This window comes from Marinicellulosiphila megalodicopiae (assembly GCF_045862395.1).
Lineage (GTDB): Bacteria > Pseudomonadota > Gammaproteobacteria > Pseudomonadales > Natronospirillaceae > Marinicellulosiphila > Marinicellulosiphila megalodicopiae.
The window spans coordinates 4,025,169-4,040,067 of record NZ_AP023087.1 but is presented as its reverse complement, the minus strand read 5'-3'; the positions used below and the strand labels follow the sequence as shown (position 1 = coordinate 4,040,067).

At 36.1% G+C, this 14,899-nt stretch carries 14 protein-coding genes; 4 read left to right on the top strand and 10 right to left on the bottom strand.

All coding sequences use genetic code 11. The annotated features are described in order from the left end of the window. Positions 1–131: 131 nt before the first annotated feature. Positions 132–896, bottom strand: coding sequence for a tryptophan-rich sensory protein (locus TYM08_RS17425; protein WP_422380423.1), 765 nt, complete (start codon positions 894–896; stop codon positions 132–134). A 190-nt stretch (positions 897–1,086) separates the two neighbouring features. Between TYM08_RS17425 and TYM08_RS17420 the strand changes: the two genes are divergently transcribed. Then, complete coding sequence (locus TYM08_RS17420; protein WP_422380422.1) at positions 1,087–1,554, top strand: VOC family protein; 468 nt, start codon at positions 1,087–1,089, stop codon at positions 1,552–1,554. A gap of 45 nt (positions 1,555–1,599) precedes the next feature. Here TYM08_RS17420 and TYM08_RS17415 read toward each other — a convergent pair whose 3' ends face one another. After that, positions 1,600–1,953, bottom strand: a complete 354-nt coding sequence (locus tag TYM08_RS17415; protein WP_422380421.1) for a DoxX family protein — start codon at positions 1,951–1,953, stop codon at positions 1,600–1,602. 144 nt (positions 1,954–2,097) lie between these two features. Here TYM08_RS17415 and TYM08_RS17410 point away from each other — a divergent pair, with 144 nt between their 5' ends. Next, positions 2,098–4,620, top strand: a complete 2,523-nt coding sequence (locus TYM08_RS17410; RefSeq protein ID WP_422380420.1) for a DUF748 domain-containing protein — start codon at positions 2,098–2,100, stop codon at positions 4,618–4,620. Positions 4,621–5,010: 390 nt separating this feature from the next. On the opposite strand, the gene creD is transcribed toward TYM08_RS17410, so the two are convergent. The 8 genes from creD to TYM08_RS17370 form a co-directional block, all read right to left on the bottom strand. Beyond that, entirely contained in the window at positions 5,011–6,453 is a 1,443-nt protein-coding gene (gene creD, locus TYM08_RS17405; protein WP_422380419.1) for a cell envelope integrity protein CreD, read from the bottom strand. A gap of 86 nt (positions 6,454–6,539) precedes the next feature. Beyond that, complete coding sequence (gene creC, locus TYM08_RS17400) at positions 6,540–8,021, bottom strand: two-component system sensor histidine kinase CreC (protein WP_422380418.1); 1,482 nt, start codon at positions 8,019–8,021, stop codon at positions 6,540–6,542. 107 nt (positions 8,022–8,128) lie between these two features. Then, complete coding sequence (locus TYM08_RS17395) at positions 8,129–9,607, bottom strand: hypothetical protein (RefSeq protein WP_422380417.1); 1,479 nt, start codon at positions 9,605–9,607, stop codon at positions 8,129–8,131. A gap of 53 nt (positions 9,608–9,660) precedes the next feature. Further along, positions 9,661–10,641: a phosphotransferase family protein gene (locus TYM08_RS17390; protein ID WP_422380416.1), complete on the bottom strand. Its 981-nt coding sequence runs from the start codon at positions 10,639–10,641 to the stop codon at positions 9,661–9,663. Positions 10,642–10,656: 15 nt separating this feature from the next. Further along, positions 10,657–11,103 (bottom strand): hypothetical protein, encoded by a 447-nt coding sequence (locus TYM08_RS17385; RefSeq protein ID WP_422380415.1) that lies wholly within the window; start codon positions 11,101–11,103, stop codon positions 10,657–10,659. Between the two features lie 36 nt (positions 11,104–11,139). After that, positions 11,140–11,823 carry a two-component system response regulator CreB gene (gene creB / locus TYM08_RS17380; protein WP_422380414.1) on the bottom strand — a complete coding sequence of 228 codons (684 nt, stop codon included), beginning with the start codon at positions 11,821–11,823 and terminating at the stop codon, positions 11,140–11,142. 12 nt (positions 11,824–11,835) lie between these two features. Continuing rightward, the gene (locus TYM08_RS17375) at positions 11,836–12,714 is read right to left on the bottom strand and encodes a polyprenyl synthetase family protein (RefSeq protein WP_422380413.1); all 879 of its coding nucleotides are present in this window, start codon (positions 12,712–12,714) and stop codon (positions 11,836–11,838) included. After that, positions 12,711–12,929, bottom strand: coding sequence for an exodeoxyribonuclease VII small subunit (locus TYM08_RS17370; RefSeq protein ID WP_422380412.1), 219 nt, complete (start codon positions 12,927–12,929; stop codon positions 12,711–12,713). Before TYM08_RS17370 ends, TYM08_RS17375 begins: the two co-directional genes overlap by 4 nt. Before the next feature lie 196 nt (positions 12,930–13,125). Here TYM08_RS17370 and pomA point away from each other — a divergent pair, with 196 nt between their 5' ends. Continuing rightward, positions 13,126–13,884 carry a flagellar motor protein PomA gene (pomA, locus tag TYM08_RS17365; protein ID WP_422380411.1) on the top strand — a complete coding sequence of 253 codons (759 nt, stop codon included), beginning with the start codon at positions 13,126–13,128 and terminating at the stop codon, positions 13,882–13,884. Continuing rightward, positions 13,877–14,836, top strand: a complete 960-nt coding sequence (locus TYM08_RS17360; protein WP_422380410.1) for a MotB family protein — start codon at positions 13,877–13,879, stop codon at positions 14,834–14,836. The genes pomA and TYM08_RS17360 overlap by 8 nt, the downstream gene beginning before the upstream one ends. Positions 14,837–14,899: the final 63 nt, after the last annotated feature.

The following is a 14,899-nucleotide window of genomic DNA, read 5'->3' as shown; positions in this document are numbered from 1 at the left end:
AAGCCAACTTGAATTTTATCAGTTGGCTTTTTTTATGAGTTGAATATGACGTTTTTATTATTTAGTCAAATCGGGCAATTATAAATAAATGTTTGAGTGCTGCTATATTGTGTGTTTTCAATCAAATACTTTCAACCATTTCTCATTTTGCTGAATGATTCTAAAGCAAAGCGCAGCAAACCCATCAACCAAAAAACGGAAACAACTCCCATTGCCATAATCGATAAAGCATAGATCACAGTATCGCTGTCGTGGTTTTGGCTAATACCAAACGCTGCCCAAATCACTACCGCGCTGTAAACTAAATCATTAAATTTTATTAAAAATATTATGGCTAATATTGTTGCTATGGAAATTTTAATCAGTGTCCACATATCTGCTGAAAGCAAAGCGGCATCCATCCCATAATGTGTTTGCAAAATACTAATATTTGCAATGGTTGCAATACTGATCCAGCCCAAATAAATGCTTATTGAAAAATGAATAATTGGATTTGATTGTGTGTCGCAATTACGTTTTAGTTTGTATACCATTATAAGTGTGGATAAAAGAAGTCCCATGACCAATAACGATAACCACAACATTCCATAGTGCCATAATAATATCCACAATCCGTTCAAAACAAAGTTGGCAATTAAAATAGGGTCTAATTTTTTTAATAATTCATTATTAGAATTTTTAGGTAATAATTGATAGACAGCCAATATAATTAAACTTGAATAAATGACACTCCAAATTGAAAAAGTAAAACCTGCTGGTGTAAAAGGCGATGGGTACAAATCAGACAGCATTTGTGTGGACATACCGTTAATTGGTAAAACGATGGCAAGTGTGTTTAGCGTAATCATAAATACTAAAGCGCTTAACCAAATCACTTTTATGTTGATGCTTCTCATTTTTACTTTCTCTTTAAATTTAAATTGTTATAACCTGTTGTACGGTAAATAATTTCATTTGGATATGTTTAATTACACATTTGGCTATTATGTGTTCTAAAAACTAAGTGGATGGGTGATAACTCATTGAGTAAACTGATTATTTAAATCGCCTGAAAAGGCATATTAGAATTAACATTGGAGAATAAACATGACTAATACAAGTGTGGCAATGTGTTTGTGGTTTGATGGCCAAGCAGAGCAGGCCGCAGAATTTTATACCTCGTTATTGCCTAATTCCAAAATTTTAAATGTACTGCGTCCAGTTGAAGGTATGCCTGCTGTAATGGTGAGTTTTACTTTAGATGGGGTTTCGTTTCAGGCTTTAAATGGTGGGGCACAATTTAAGCATTCTGAAGCTGCATCGATTTGTGTCACAACACAAAATCAAGAACAAACAGATTCATTATGGGCAAATTTAATTAAGGATGGTGGAAGCGAAGGTCAGTGTGCTTGGTTGAAAGATCGTTTTGGGGTGTCTTGGCAAATTGTCCCCAGTGTCTTACCTGTTTTGTTGGGGTCCAATAACAAAGAGGCTTCAGCGCGTGTGATGAATAAAATGATGACAATGAAAAAAATTGATATAGCCGCGTTAGAAAAAGCATTTAATGCAAAATAATTTAAGAAAAGGCAATGGGAAGATTCACTTGCCTTTTTAATTCAATTAAAAACGAAAAAACGCAATAATCGCCGCTAATACCAGCATAAAAATGGTGAATGAAATAGGTGGGAAATCGCGGTGTTTTATATAAATGACAGTAATAATAATGGATTCAATGAGCATTGCTAGTGCTGAAACTGGAGTTAAAATTGGTAAAAAGCCAATTAGCATCGGAATAATTAGAAATATAGCTGCCACGCACTCAAATAATCCAATGGATACCCAAAAAGTACTGGGTAATTTTTGCATGGATATCACAGATTTTTGCAATTCTTGAAATTGAAAAACTTTATAAGCCCCTCCTGATAAACAAAGAAAAGCCAGTATTGCTTGTAGTACCCAAAGTACGATATTCATATTGTATCCCCTATGAAAAATGAAATTGCACTGTATTTTAGCTCATTTAATCGGTCTTGGCTGTCTGTTCGAAAAGAAAAAGTTATAATGCGTTTTTTACGCATTCATTTGCGATGATATTCACTTACCTTGGAAAGTACTTTAATGAAATTAGCTAGAAATTCTCTAATATCCATCGTTTTATTTTTTATCCTCAGTTATGCACTTGTTTGGTTGTTATCCCCTTGGTTGGTGCGCACATTTGCGGCAGATACTTTGGCTGAACACAATGTAGTGCTGGACTCAAACAGTACGGTGCGGGTGAATTTATTTAATTCAAGTCTAAAAATAAAGACCCTTTCATTATTGCAAGACGATGAGGTTGAATATGAGTTAGATCAATTGCAGTTATATTATAGTTTTTGGGCATTGTTCAAAAAAGAAGTGCATATCAAACGCGTATATTTAAGTGGCATGAAATTAAATGTATTGATGCAAGGCGACAATATAGTTGTTGCTGGGGTAGATATTAATAGTTTTACTGATAGCGAAGTATTAGAAGAATCAGATGATGAAAATGCAGAGCCTGGTTTTGTGGATACTTTAAGTTATTTGGCTCCTGAGATTTTATTAGAAAATATTAATATTGATTTAATAAACGAAGGTCATGCACATACCATTTTAATTAATACATTAGCGCTGAAACAAAGTGAATATCGCAACCAAGTATTGGTGTCATCCATTGAATTAGACGCTGTATTCGATGGTGCTTTAATTGAAATGAATACAGATGTAACGGTTGAAACACAAACTGCAAAAGCGGATCTAGTTGTTAAGTTAAAAGAATTTGATACTGCCTTTTATAATTATCTATTACCAGATGAGATCAATAAGTTAGATGCAAAAGTAAATGCAGATTTAAAATTAAACCTGACCCTTGATGGTGACTTATTAAATATTAACTCGGGTTCATTGCAATTAGGCGTTAATGATTTAGACATGCAAGAAGTTTTGTATGAGGCAAGCTTAAAGTCATTTGAGTTAACAGTGCCACAATTAACAGCACAATTTAATATTGAAACCTCTGATGTAATGGCGAATGCTCAAGTTCAAATGGCTTTATCGACTTTAAATGTCGGTTTAACTGACAGTCCGATTATATTAAGTACGTTAGGGCGGTTATCAACAAGTGATTTAAGCGTTGAGTTAAAAGGTGAAGATTACAAAATAACGGGTGATCAAATTCAATTAGAAGGTCTGATGGCTTCAAAAGTAAGTGATGAATTACCAGCGTTATTAAAAATGGACAGCCTTAATATAAACAGTTTTGATGTCACTCCAAGCGTTGTAAAAATGGATCATATTGAATTAGGCGGCGGTGACACTTACGTCAGTTTAGATAAAGAGTACTTTCTAGAAACATTATTAGACACTGACATATTAACTGATGAAGTGGTTGTTCCAGCAACGCAATCAACTGATGCAGTTGAATCTGATAATGTAGCGGTTGTGCAAACTGAGCAAGAAGTCGAGTTGTTAGACCCGCGTATTCAAATTCGTCAAATCACTTTGATAGATCCTATGAATGTTGTGATTGAAGACAAAAGCACGTCAGAAATATTTAAAAAAGTATTCATCGTAACGGATGCAGTGATCGATGGTGTTGATAGCAGTGAGCTGACTAAGCAAACACAATTTGATATTAAGTTTGCTGATGAAAGCTATTTTAAAGGTGAGGCGAAAGGATGGATAACACCATTTACGTATCAATTGAATTTCTATGCAGATTTAACTATGCGCGAGTTTCCATTACATGAAGTGGCGCCGTATTTAAAAGACAGTTTAGGTTTTGAAGTAAAAGCGGGGCAAATGGACTTAGATTTTAGTGGCTCAGTTAGAAACGATATTCTACAAAGTGACTCGGTTGTTTTATTGCGTGGCGCAAAATTTGGAAATACTAAACAAGATGAAGGCTCGAACATTATTGGTAAAGCGGTGATTCCACTTAATGTGGCATTAGGTATGTTACGCGACCGTGACGGCAATATTGAACTTAAAATTCCTGTGCATGGTGATGTGTATGATCCAAGTTTTGGTGTGGGAAGTATTGTGGGTTTGGTTGTTAAAAAAGTTGCCATGGCACAAGCTAAAAGTTATCTTTTAAATTTATTTGTACCTTACGCTAAAGTAGTTTCGGTAGCATTAAGTGCTGGTGATCTTGCCTTAAAAGTACGTTTTGAAGATTTACAATATGCACCTAGTCAAACTGAAATAGGCGAAGCGCAGTCTGAGTTTGTTGGACAAATTACTGCATTATTAAGCGATAAAGAAGACGTGGTTGTACGTGTGTGTCCAATAGCTACTAAAGATGATTTGTTAGCATTAATTGAATTAGAAAAAGCCGCTGCATTAAAAGAAGCGGAAGTAATTGAAGTTGAGCCCGTTGAAGTGATTGAATCCGCTGAAATCATTCAAGAACCTGAAGTTGTAGAGTCTGTATCCGTTGAAGATTTCGTTATCTCAGAATTACAGTACGAGCAATTATTAGCATTGGCGACTAAACGTGCAGAAACGTTTAAATTGAAGCTGGTTGTAGAGGGTAAGATTGATTCTTCCCGATTATTAATTTGTTCGCCTAAAGTCGATGAAAAGAAAAAAGCAATACCTCGTTTAGAGTTTGGTGCTTAATATGTTTAAATTAAAATAAAAAAGGGAGGCTTATTAGCCTCCCTTTTTTATTGTGCTCTTCTAAATTTTTCTAATGTGAATTTTCTATAAATCAATAATTCAATCGCACCTAAAATTGGTGCATTAAAAATAAAAAACAAGCAGGTGATTATTATTTTGTCATCAATCCGCCTCATGTCGAATATATAAGCAATTAAAGCAACAATAGAGACTCCGGATACAATGATCGCTACTACCCAAATTATGCATTGAATCATCATATGGATTTTTGGTAATAGTAAGCAATGGTGCTTTTCTGTGTGATAACAAATGAAAATGAACGTCCCAATGATAGGGCTGATATAAAATATACCAGCGCATATAAAACTTGCGATAACTAAAAACACTTCCTTATTCCTCAAAATTTTTATTAAAGTGAGAGGATGATGAAGGGGTAGGTTCTTTATTTATATTTAATTTTATATTCGATGTAATGTTATACCAATCTAGTTTTCTAGTGGCTAACATAGTAATAGCTAATAACGAGAATATTAAGATGGACCCCATCAAAAAAGCGTAGTCTTCGCTGTGTAATATAAAATATAAAGCAAAATAAATAATCAGCAAAATACTAGATATCGTTAATGAGCGCTGGAATGATTTTAATATGTATCCTGTGTATAAAGTGATTAATCCAATACACGATAAGCTGCTGACGATGTAAGAGATCGCAAAGTTAAAATGTTCAGATAGTGCAATTAACAATAAGAAAAACATCGTTAAAGACAGGCCAACCATAAAATATTGTAATGGATGAATACTAAGAGATTTAAATATTTCGAACATAAAAAAGGCAATGAATGTCAGTAGTATAAATATGTTGCCATATTTAATGGCGCGTTCTGACAATGTGTAATGATTAACAGGCTCAAACAAATTAACCGATAACGACGCATCAATGAGTTTTTGACATCTGCCTGATTCACACTGAGATAGTAATGTGGATAAGTTACTAGACAGTGAGGTTATTTTCCAAGTGGCTGAAAATCCTTCATTTGTGATGTCGTGGTTCACAGGTAAGAATTTTCCATTAAAGCTAGGGTGTGGCCAGTTTGAGCTTAAATTTACCTCGTTAGTTTGTCCAACAGGGTAGACCGACAACGAGCTTGTTCCTTTAAATGGTAATACGAAATTAAAGCTAACAGGTGTGGTTAGTGAGTCTTTAAATGCAGATAATGGAATATTTGTATGTAGACCAGTGAGCTCAGGGTCGATTAACGTGCCTTCTTCAAAATAATAGGTGTCCTCATTCATGTTTAGCTGTGGAATACTTGTGATTCCGCGTAGATCATTAATAAATGTAATTAAGGAAATCGATTCAATTTTTTGAAAGTGCTCAATAGATTGAATGTCACTAATGATTGAAGGCTCAAAGTTACCTGACACTTTCATATTTGATTCAAATACAGGCGTGTTAAATATGCCCATTTTACGCATGGAAGTTTGAATGTTGCTGTCTACTAATACTTGGTTAGCAGGTCGTAGTTTTGTGTGTGTCGAAATATATTCTTGATTGATATACGCTTCTAAATTTTTGTCCCACACACTTTTTATTTCACTGGTTTGATAGGTAATGGCTAATATGGGGGTGACGATGCTTTGGGATTTACTATAAGACTGCTCAATATTGTGTTTGGCATCTTGTAATGAATAAGATCGTTGTTTTACGCTGTCTTGTACAAACATCATGGGTATTTGTAACAGTAAAAATAGTCCAAATATGATGAGGACCTTAATCCAGAATGCGCGTTGAGTGTTTGATTGGGGTGAGTTTTTTTTTGAGTCAGTCGTCATTGTTATTATCCTCGGTAAGTTAAGGATTCAATATAAATAACGACTGTGTGGTTTACGTGTGTTGTCTATGTGTTTTATGTGTGGATTTAGCTTAAAGGCAAAGTCATACAAGCTACCACTGTATTATTGTTATTCGCATCTTTATGATTTGAAAGCTCAATGCTTCCATTGTGTAAATTCATTATTTGTCTGACAAAACTCAAACCCAGTCCCGTGCTTTTACTTTGTCCGTTGGGTCTTGGTAACGAATAGAAGCGATCAAATATTCTGGTTTGTGCAAATTCAGGAATCGACTCACCTTGGTTTTCAACGTAAATGATTAGGTTGCTGTCTGTTTTTTCAATCTTAAATTCGATGACACTATTAGGGTTGGCAAAATCAATGGCGTTATCAATTAAATTGTTTAACCCAATGCTGATCAAATCTTGATTGGCTTGAATGTGGGTATCTTTTATTGTGTGATCAAATGATAAGGATAATTGTTTAAGTTGTGCATGTGCGGTTTGTTGGGTGATTAAATTATCAATAAGAGCATTCACATCAAAAATTTGAGTATCTAGTTGTTCTGAATTTTCAAGCTCTGACAGTTTTAGCATTTGCTCAATCGTGCATTCAATTCGGGTGGCTTGTGTAAAAATAGTATCAATAAATTGAGTGTGTTGTTGTGCTGGCATGTCTTGCGTGATTAATTCGGCAGAACCTTTAATGGCGGCAATTGGGCTTTTTATTTCGTGAGTTAACGCTTGAATGTAATGTTCAGCATAGGCTTTACCTTCTAATTCAATACGCATTTGTTCTATTGCGTGACTTAATTTATTTAGCTCGGTGCCTTGTAGTTTTGGTAGGGTGGATTTTTTACCTTGGCCAATAGTGTGTGCGTAATTTGCCAGCTTTTTGATGGAACTAGATAGCCATATTGATAAAATGGCACCAATGATGGTGGTGATTAATATAAGAATTAACCCTTGTTTTAGCGTGGTTTTTTTACTTAATTCTAAAAAAGGTTGTAAGGATAAATTGGGGGTGTAAACCGTCAACACACCTATAATATTGTTTTGGTCATCTAATACCGGTGCGGCAACATGCATGACAGTGCTTAGCGGGTCGTTAGGATCTGACATTGTACTTCGAGCGCCGTATTTTCCTTTTAATGTTAAAAAAACATCGCGCCATCTGCTGTAATCCAAACCTTCTAATTGATGGTTGCTATCATAAATAACAATGCCCGCTTTATTTGTGATGTAAAAATTAAGATTAATATGCGCTTTAGCTTTAGACCAAATGTTAGCGTTTAATGTGCGTTGTTTGGCTTTTAAAATCGCTTGGGCTTTCTCTTCTGAAATTGTATTTTGTAGCACATCGTCTTTAAAAATTTCAGCCAATAAATTTGCGTTATCAACTAATGTGTATTCAACTGACTGGCGCATGGCAGGTTTGATTTGGTCTAATAAATTGTCATATAAAAACCAAGCGGATGTGCCTGCAATGATAAAATAGCCTAAAAATATACGACTGGAAAAAGTGATATTAAATCGTTTTCGTAATGTTTTTAGATTGAAATTTGACACAAGTCTTACCTTAAATAAAATGGTTTATCATAAGATTGTATCTGATTCATATAAGAAGAGAATGGGTTTTTGTTTTTTTGAACATAAACCCATATAAAAGGAGTGCTTTAAACGGGCGCAATCCCCATTGATTGTCGTTTTGATTTTACTGCTAATGCAGTGATGCCAATTAATTCACCCAATTGTTCGTCTGGAATTTTACCGAGTTTATTAAGCATTTTTGGATCGCGCCAATTACCACAGCCTTTTAGATTGCATGGTTCAATATTTAATTCGTTTCGTTTTTTCCAAACGGTGGATGCGTGCACGCCTAATTCAAATGCAATATCGGCATCGGTAAATTTGCCCAACATGGCAATGGCGGATTTTTTCCATTTAAACGGTGTGCTTCCTTTGAACGATGGGATGTTAAGTAGCTTTCGTTGACGCAAAATGGAGCTTGAAGATACGCTTAATTGATTCGCAATATTAACATCTGTGTCAGTGCCTAATAATTTTAACTCTGAAGCTGTCCATTTTTTTGAACCGATGTGTGCTTTGATACCTAACGATTCACGTTTTTGCGTCACGGTTTCAACGGTTACTTTTAAGGCTTGTGCAAGATATTTGTCTTCCATTAATTTAAGTTGTTTAACCATCGAATCCGTCCAGGTGATATTTTGTTGTCTGTCTGCTGTTTTGATTCCTAGCTTTTTACGCTTTTGTCGCACCATTACTTTTGGAATACCTGTCTGTCTTGCAATTTCAGAATCGCCAATGACACCCATTTTATTGATAATTGACTTAGTCCAATTGTATTTACTTTTTGCTTCTTCTTTAAAAGGCGCAATGCCTCTTAAATGTCGATGTAATCTAAATATGTAGCGAGCGCGTTTATATTTTTTGGATAAACTCGCATCGGTTTGGGTGCCAAGTTTAGCAATCGCTTGTGGGGTTAAAATTGGAGGTTTGGTTAATTGACCTGTTCCAAAGGATGGAATTTGCATGAGTATGCGTTTGCAGCAAATGCTTGTCACGCTGACTTCAAAATATTCGCTAAACTCTTTGTCTGACATTTCCCCAAGATTGCGTAACATGATGTCTGTCCATATTATGGGTCCGCGTTCACTAAATGGCTCTATGCCCAGTGAATTTCGATAATTTGTAACGGTACAAGGCGCCAGACCCACAATTGAAGCAACTTCGGTATCAAACATAGTACCAAGTAATGCTACTTCTTTGGCTGTCCAAATATGGTAATCGGCGATTGATTTATATTCTAATGTTTCAGGTTGAAACGGAGGAATCCCTAATAATTTACGTTTACTGTAAATGACACTTCTTGTGCTGCCCCACTTTTGCGCAAGTTTTACATCAGTGGTTGTGCCTAATAATTTAATTTTACTGTCTGTCCAATTTAATTTTTTATTTGCGCAGTCTTCATTAACTGAAGGTATGTTTTTTTGTTGACGTAAAATTTTAACTTCAAAAGGTTTGAGATTAAATTCACGAGCAATACTGAAATCACTTTGGCTCCCCAGTTGTTTAGTGAGTTGTTTTAATTCTTGTTTGGATAAATCTTTAAGTGAAACCCGTGAGTATTTCATAAATTGCCGCTAAAAAGTGTGTTTGTATTAGCTTAGCAATAATTATCCCAACTTTATTTTTTTATCCTGTTTAATTGGTCGGCGATTTTTACTAACTCGTCGTTTGCCCAAATAACCGCTGACTTATCATCGTAATCTCTAGGGCCGTCTTCAATGACTATAATTAAACATAGGTATAAATTATAAAATAATCGTCTGCTTTTTTGATTGTCAGTGGTGAGTAAATTTTGTTGATACCCTTTTGAGTAGGCTTCGATATTATTTTTGTCAAACAATATAGATTCCATCAGTGGGTCGCCCCAAATAGCGCGCTCAAAATCAATTGCTCCTAAAATATGACAATGACAATGATCCTGTTCGTCGATAAAAATATTAGATGGCGATAAATCCCAGTGGACTAATTGTGCTTGAGTGACTTCTGCAAAAATAGATTGATAATCATTTAATAGCGTTGTGTATTCTGATTGGGTTAAAGGTAATTTGATGTTGTAGGTTTTAGCGTCGTTAAATAACTGGGTACTCATTGCGCTAAATGCATCAAACCAGTTTGTGTGTTTTTCTGATAAATCAAAATAACCAAAATGTGCATTTTGTATTGAATTAATTTTCGCTGTTATTTCACCCAGTTGAAATAATAATTGATTATTTTGATCTTCACTTAAATCATCACGAATGGTATTCCAAATAATGCCAGGCATAAAATCCATAAAGAAATACGGGTAATCGATATCTTGTTTGGTTAAATCTGAAAATAAAACCTTTGGACTGGGAATATTTAAACGCTTGGATACAAGTTCGGTGCAGTTTATTTCTGCTTGCATCATGTTTTTTTCATAACACATGATTGGCGCATGTTGCGGTGGACCTACTTTTAATACAACAGTAGTCTGATCGTTAAATGTGATTTTGTAAGCTGTGTTGAACCATCCGTAAGTTAATTCTTGTGTGTCTGAGATCTGCTTAGGGCCAAATGCTTTGTTGGATAGCTTCTTAATGGTGTCTTTATCCAACGTGATCTTTGTATTACTTCGCATGGAAGACTCCTTTAATTAATTGATGTAAAACTCTATGTATAATTCTTGGTCATTAAGTGAAGCATCAAAAATAGGATAACCATTAAAATCAAAGGAGTAATTGTTACCTTCTTTGGCCCATTTATTTTCTGCAATGGCATTTTTTATTTGGTCGTTATATCCAATCCAAACGCCAAAAATATTGGTTAACTCAATCACAAGATTGAAAAATTCAGATTCGTTTATGTTTTGTTTTAATGTGTAGTGAATATCGTAACCTAAGTGAGAGCAACCACCTCCGTTAACGATGACTAAGGAGTCTTTATAGGTCGTTGTGATTTCAAAATCTTCTGAAAGTGTTGCTTGTTTTTGCTTGGATACATAATCTTTAGCAAAGTCTGAATAACTGTTGTCGTCATAAATGCAGTCGTTTGCATAAATTAAGTGTGGTATTAATACAGTTAATAAAATTAAAAATTTCAAAAGTGAATATCCTTTTTAAATGATGCGTCATTAGTATTATAAAATCAGGCTATAACCAATTCCACGATGGGTTTTAATGATGTCATGATCACAGTTAATTGATTTAAGCTTTGTACGTAATGATTTTATATGAGTATCCACACTGCGCTCTAAGCTTGCTGAATTAGGCCAGATAATATCCATAAGTTGTGCGCGGGAATAAACTTGCTCTGGTCGCTTAAATAATACGGCTAAAATTTGAAATTCTAATTTGGTTAAGCTCAGAGGTTTGGAATAAAACATCGCTGACATTGTATTTGAATCTAACTCTAATAATGCATTATGTGCCGTTGTTTCTGGTTCTTTTTTTGATGTTGTGTTTAATCTTTTTAAAATTACTTTAATACGGGTGCTGACTTCTCTTGGGCTAAACGGTTTACAAACATAATCGTCTGCGCCAATTTCTAAGCCTAATATTCGATCAAACTCGTCATTGCGAGCCGTTAAAAATAAAATGGGTGTCGTTGAAAATTCACGAATGGTTTTGCATAACTCAAAGCCATTTATATCAGGAAGGCCTACATCTAATACAATAAAATCAATGGATTGGTTTTTTAAAATTTCTAAAGCCTGTCCGCCTAGCTCGCAGGTAACTGAGTTAAATCCTTCAAGTTGCAACGCATATACTAAGGTTTGGCTGATGCTGGGTTCGTCGTCAACGATGAGTATGGTGGGTTGCATTAGCTTACCTTTTTAATGCTTTCTATTTAATACAAACAACGCAATGTTGTTCAGCATTTGTGGGTGTTCAAAAATTTGAATATGCTCGCAGGCTTGTTCAATTAGTTGTAAGGCGGTGTCTTTGGCGGTTTGCAAACCTAAGTGTTTAACGTAGGTGGACTTGTTCGCTTCGCTGTCGGAGCCTTGAGGTTTACCTAATGTTTGAGTGTCGCTTTCTACATCTAATACGTCATCAATAATTTGAAAGCCAAGGCCTATATTTTGTGCGTATTGTTTTAAGGCAGATTGTTGTGAGGGTGTGATGTTTGGCTCGCACAAAGCGCCAATTTGAACCGACGCTAATATTAAGGCGCCTGTTTTCAGTTTGTGCATGGTTTTTAAATGTTCAAAATCAATTTCTTGGTTAGTGGAGGCTAGATCAATCGCTTGACCTGCCACCATGCCATTTGCGCCACTGGCGTGCGCTAAAATTTGAATTTGTTTGATTTTGATTGAATCATTAACTGATGTGTTGGCGATGACTTCAAATGCCATGGTTAGTAATGCGTCGCCAGCTAATATAGCGGTGGCTTCATCAAATTGAATATGATTGGTGGGTTTGCCACGGCGAAGATTGTCGTCGTCCATTGCAGGTAAATCGTCATGTATTAACGAATAACAATGCATCATTTCAAGTGCGCAGGCGCAGTCTATCCAGTTTTTATTGTCAGGATCAATCAATTGGCTGGCGGCTTTTACTAATAAAGCACGAAGACGTTTGCCACCACTTAATAAGCTGTAGTTAATGGCGGCTTTTAATTCGGGGCTGGATTTGGCGTATTGGTCGGTCAGTTCGCTTAAGCGTGTTTCTATGGATTCAAGTACGCTTGGGTCATAAATTTCGTTGTTCATAGTTCGTCTGATACGTCCTGCCATTGCTCGTCACTTAATTTTTGAATTTTAAGCTCGGCTTGATCGAGAATTTTTTGACATGAACGCGATAATTTAACGCCTTTTTCAAAGACTTTTAATGATTCATCAAGACTCAGTTCGTCGCCTTCAAGAGCGTCAACTAACTTTTCAAGTTCGACAATGGATTGTTCAAAATTAGATTGGGCTTTAGCCATAACAAAAACGCCTTAATAAAACAGAGATCAGGAACATGGATTGAGCGCGAACCCTACCTTTTTGTGTATTTTTGGTCAAGAAACGTTGATCGTTTAGTTTATCAATTAATTAGTAGAAATTTATTAACAAGATTTCACAAATTGATTTTTTTGCGTCTAGACTGAAAAATGAGATGTTAGCTAAGAGGGGTGTATTTTGGATTTAGCAACGATTGTTGGTCTTGCCGGCGCACTGGCTATGGTTGTGTTGGCGATGGTACTCGCAGGTGGTGTGGGTATGTATTACAACGTGCCTTCAATGTTGATTGTGGTAGGTGGGTCTATTTTTGTGGTCATGCAAAAATACACGCTTCAGCAATATTTAGGTGCAGCCAAAGTAGCAGGTAAAGCGTATTCATTTAAAGCGGTTGCGCCACTTGAATTAATTGAAGAAATAGTTGAATTAGCGGATTTAGCACGTAAAGGCGGCTTACTTTCTTTAGAAGGTAAAGAAGTGAGTAACGATTTTTTATCCAAAGGGATTCAGTTATTAGTAGATGGTCATGATCCTGAGGTGGTGAAAAATCTATTAACCAAAGATATGAAAATGTCTTTAGAGCGCCACGAAATGGGTGCGGGTATTTTTGATGCCTTTGGTGATGTGGCGCCAGCTATGGGGATGGTCGGTACGCTTGTGGGTTTGGTAGGGATGTTGGCAAATATGGATGATCCAAAATCCATTGGCCCTGCTATGGCAGTTGCGTTATTAACCACTTTGTATGGTTCAGTTGTGGCAACGATTATAGCATTACCTATTAAAGATAAATTGAAATTACGAGCAGGTGAAGAAGATCGTCTGCAACGTATGATTATTGATGGCCTACTTGCTATTCAAGCAGGTCAAAACCCTAGAATTATTGATTCGTTACTGAAAACATATTTAGCAAGTAGTGACAGAGGGGAAGCAAGTGAGTGATGAAGAGGAAGATGAATGCCCTGAATGCCCCGCCGGTTTACCTGGATGGTTGGCGACGTTTGGGGATTTAATGGCATTATTGATGTCGTTTTTCGTTTTGCTTTTATCGTTCTCTGAAATGGATGCTTTAAAATTTAAACGTTTGGCAGGTTCTATGCGAAACGCATTTGGTGTGCAAAATCAAATCAGTGTCAATGATATTCCAAAGGGTACCAGCATAATTGCGCAAGAATTCAGTCCAAGTATCCCTACGCCTACGCCGTTGAATATTATCCGTCAAGATACAGTGAATGATTTAAAAGACAGTCTTGAAGTGATGTGTCAGGATCAGATGATTCAGCAAAACGACGCTCAGGGCGAGTCTGGCAAGCAAAGTCGAGAAATTACTGTGGCCGATAAACAGCAAACGCAAGAAGAGGTCGAAGAAGAAGCAGAAAGAATCTCCACTATATTGGCTGAAGCCATAGGTGAAGGTTTGCTTCAAGTAGAAACCGAATTGAATGTGATCATTATTCGAATCAAAGAGCAGTCTTTTGGTGCGGGTACTGATTATGTTGCAGATGATTTTTTACCTGTTTTGGACCAAATACGTAAGGTTTTAGTAGAAACCCAAGGGGATTTGTTTGTTGATGGTCATACTGATGACAGACCGATAAACTCTTCTAAATTCAGGTCAAACTGGGCATTGTCTTCTGCAAGAGCATTGGCAGTGGCTGAATATTTGTTTGAAGCAGATGAATTAAGTGAAAACCGATTTACAATTGTGGGGCATGGCTCTACTGATCCGCTTCAAGATAACGAAACCGCTGAAGGTCGATCGGTTAATCGTCGGGTCGAAATAATGATTAAGAAAAAAGTGGATGGCAGTGATTTAGATAGTGAGAGTGAAGGTGAAGATATGGAGTTTTCTCCTAGATCAGCGTTCGATTTAGCCCCAGATGAAATATTTTAAGTTAAATGCCGATTATCTGCCTTTTGGCCTTTACCATCTGGGGCCAATCAAGGACAATATACG

What these genes read in the sequence shown, in the direction of transcription:
- TYM08_RS17425 (WP_422380423.1), bottom strand. Translation starts at nt 896, where the DNA reads ATGAGAAGCATCAACATAAAAGTGATTTGGTTAAGCGCTTTAGTATTT.
- TYM08_RS17420 (WP_422380422.1), top strand. Translation starts at nt 1,087, where the DNA reads ATGACTAATACAAGTGTGGCAATGTGTTTGTGGTTTGATGGCCAAGCA.
- TYM08_RS17415 (WP_422380421.1), bottom strand. Translation starts at nt 1,953, where the DNA reads ATGAATATCGTACTTTGGGTACTACAAGCAATACTGGCTTTTCTTTGT.
- TYM08_RS17410 (WP_422380420.1), top strand. Translation starts at nt 2,098, where the DNA reads ATGAAATTAGCTAGAAATTCTCTAATATCCATCGTTTTATTTTTTATC.
- creD (WP_422380419.1), bottom strand. Translation starts at nt 6,453, where the DNA reads ATGACGACTGACTCAAAAAAAAACTCACCCCAATCAAACACTCAACGC.
- TYM08_RS17395 (WP_422380417.1), bottom strand. Translation starts at nt 9,607, where the DNA reads ATGAAATACTCACGGGTTTCACTTAAAGATTTATCCAAACAAGAATTA.
- TYM08_RS17390 (WP_422380416.1), bottom strand. Translation starts at nt 10,641, where the DNA reads ATGCGAAGTAATACAAAGATCACGTTGGATAAAGACACCATTAAGAAG.
- creB (WP_422380414.1), bottom strand. Translation starts at nt 11,823, where the DNA reads ATGCAACCCACCATACTCATCGTTGACGACGAACCCAGCATCAGCCAA.
- TYM08_RS17375 (WP_422380413.1), bottom strand. Translation starts at nt 12,714, where the DNA reads ATGAACAACGAAATTTATGACCCAAGCGTACTTGAATCCATAGAAACA.
- TYM08_RS17370 (WP_422380412.1), bottom strand. Translation starts at nt 12,929, where the DNA reads ATGGCTAAAGCCCAATCTAATTTTGAACAATCCATTGTCGAACTTGAA.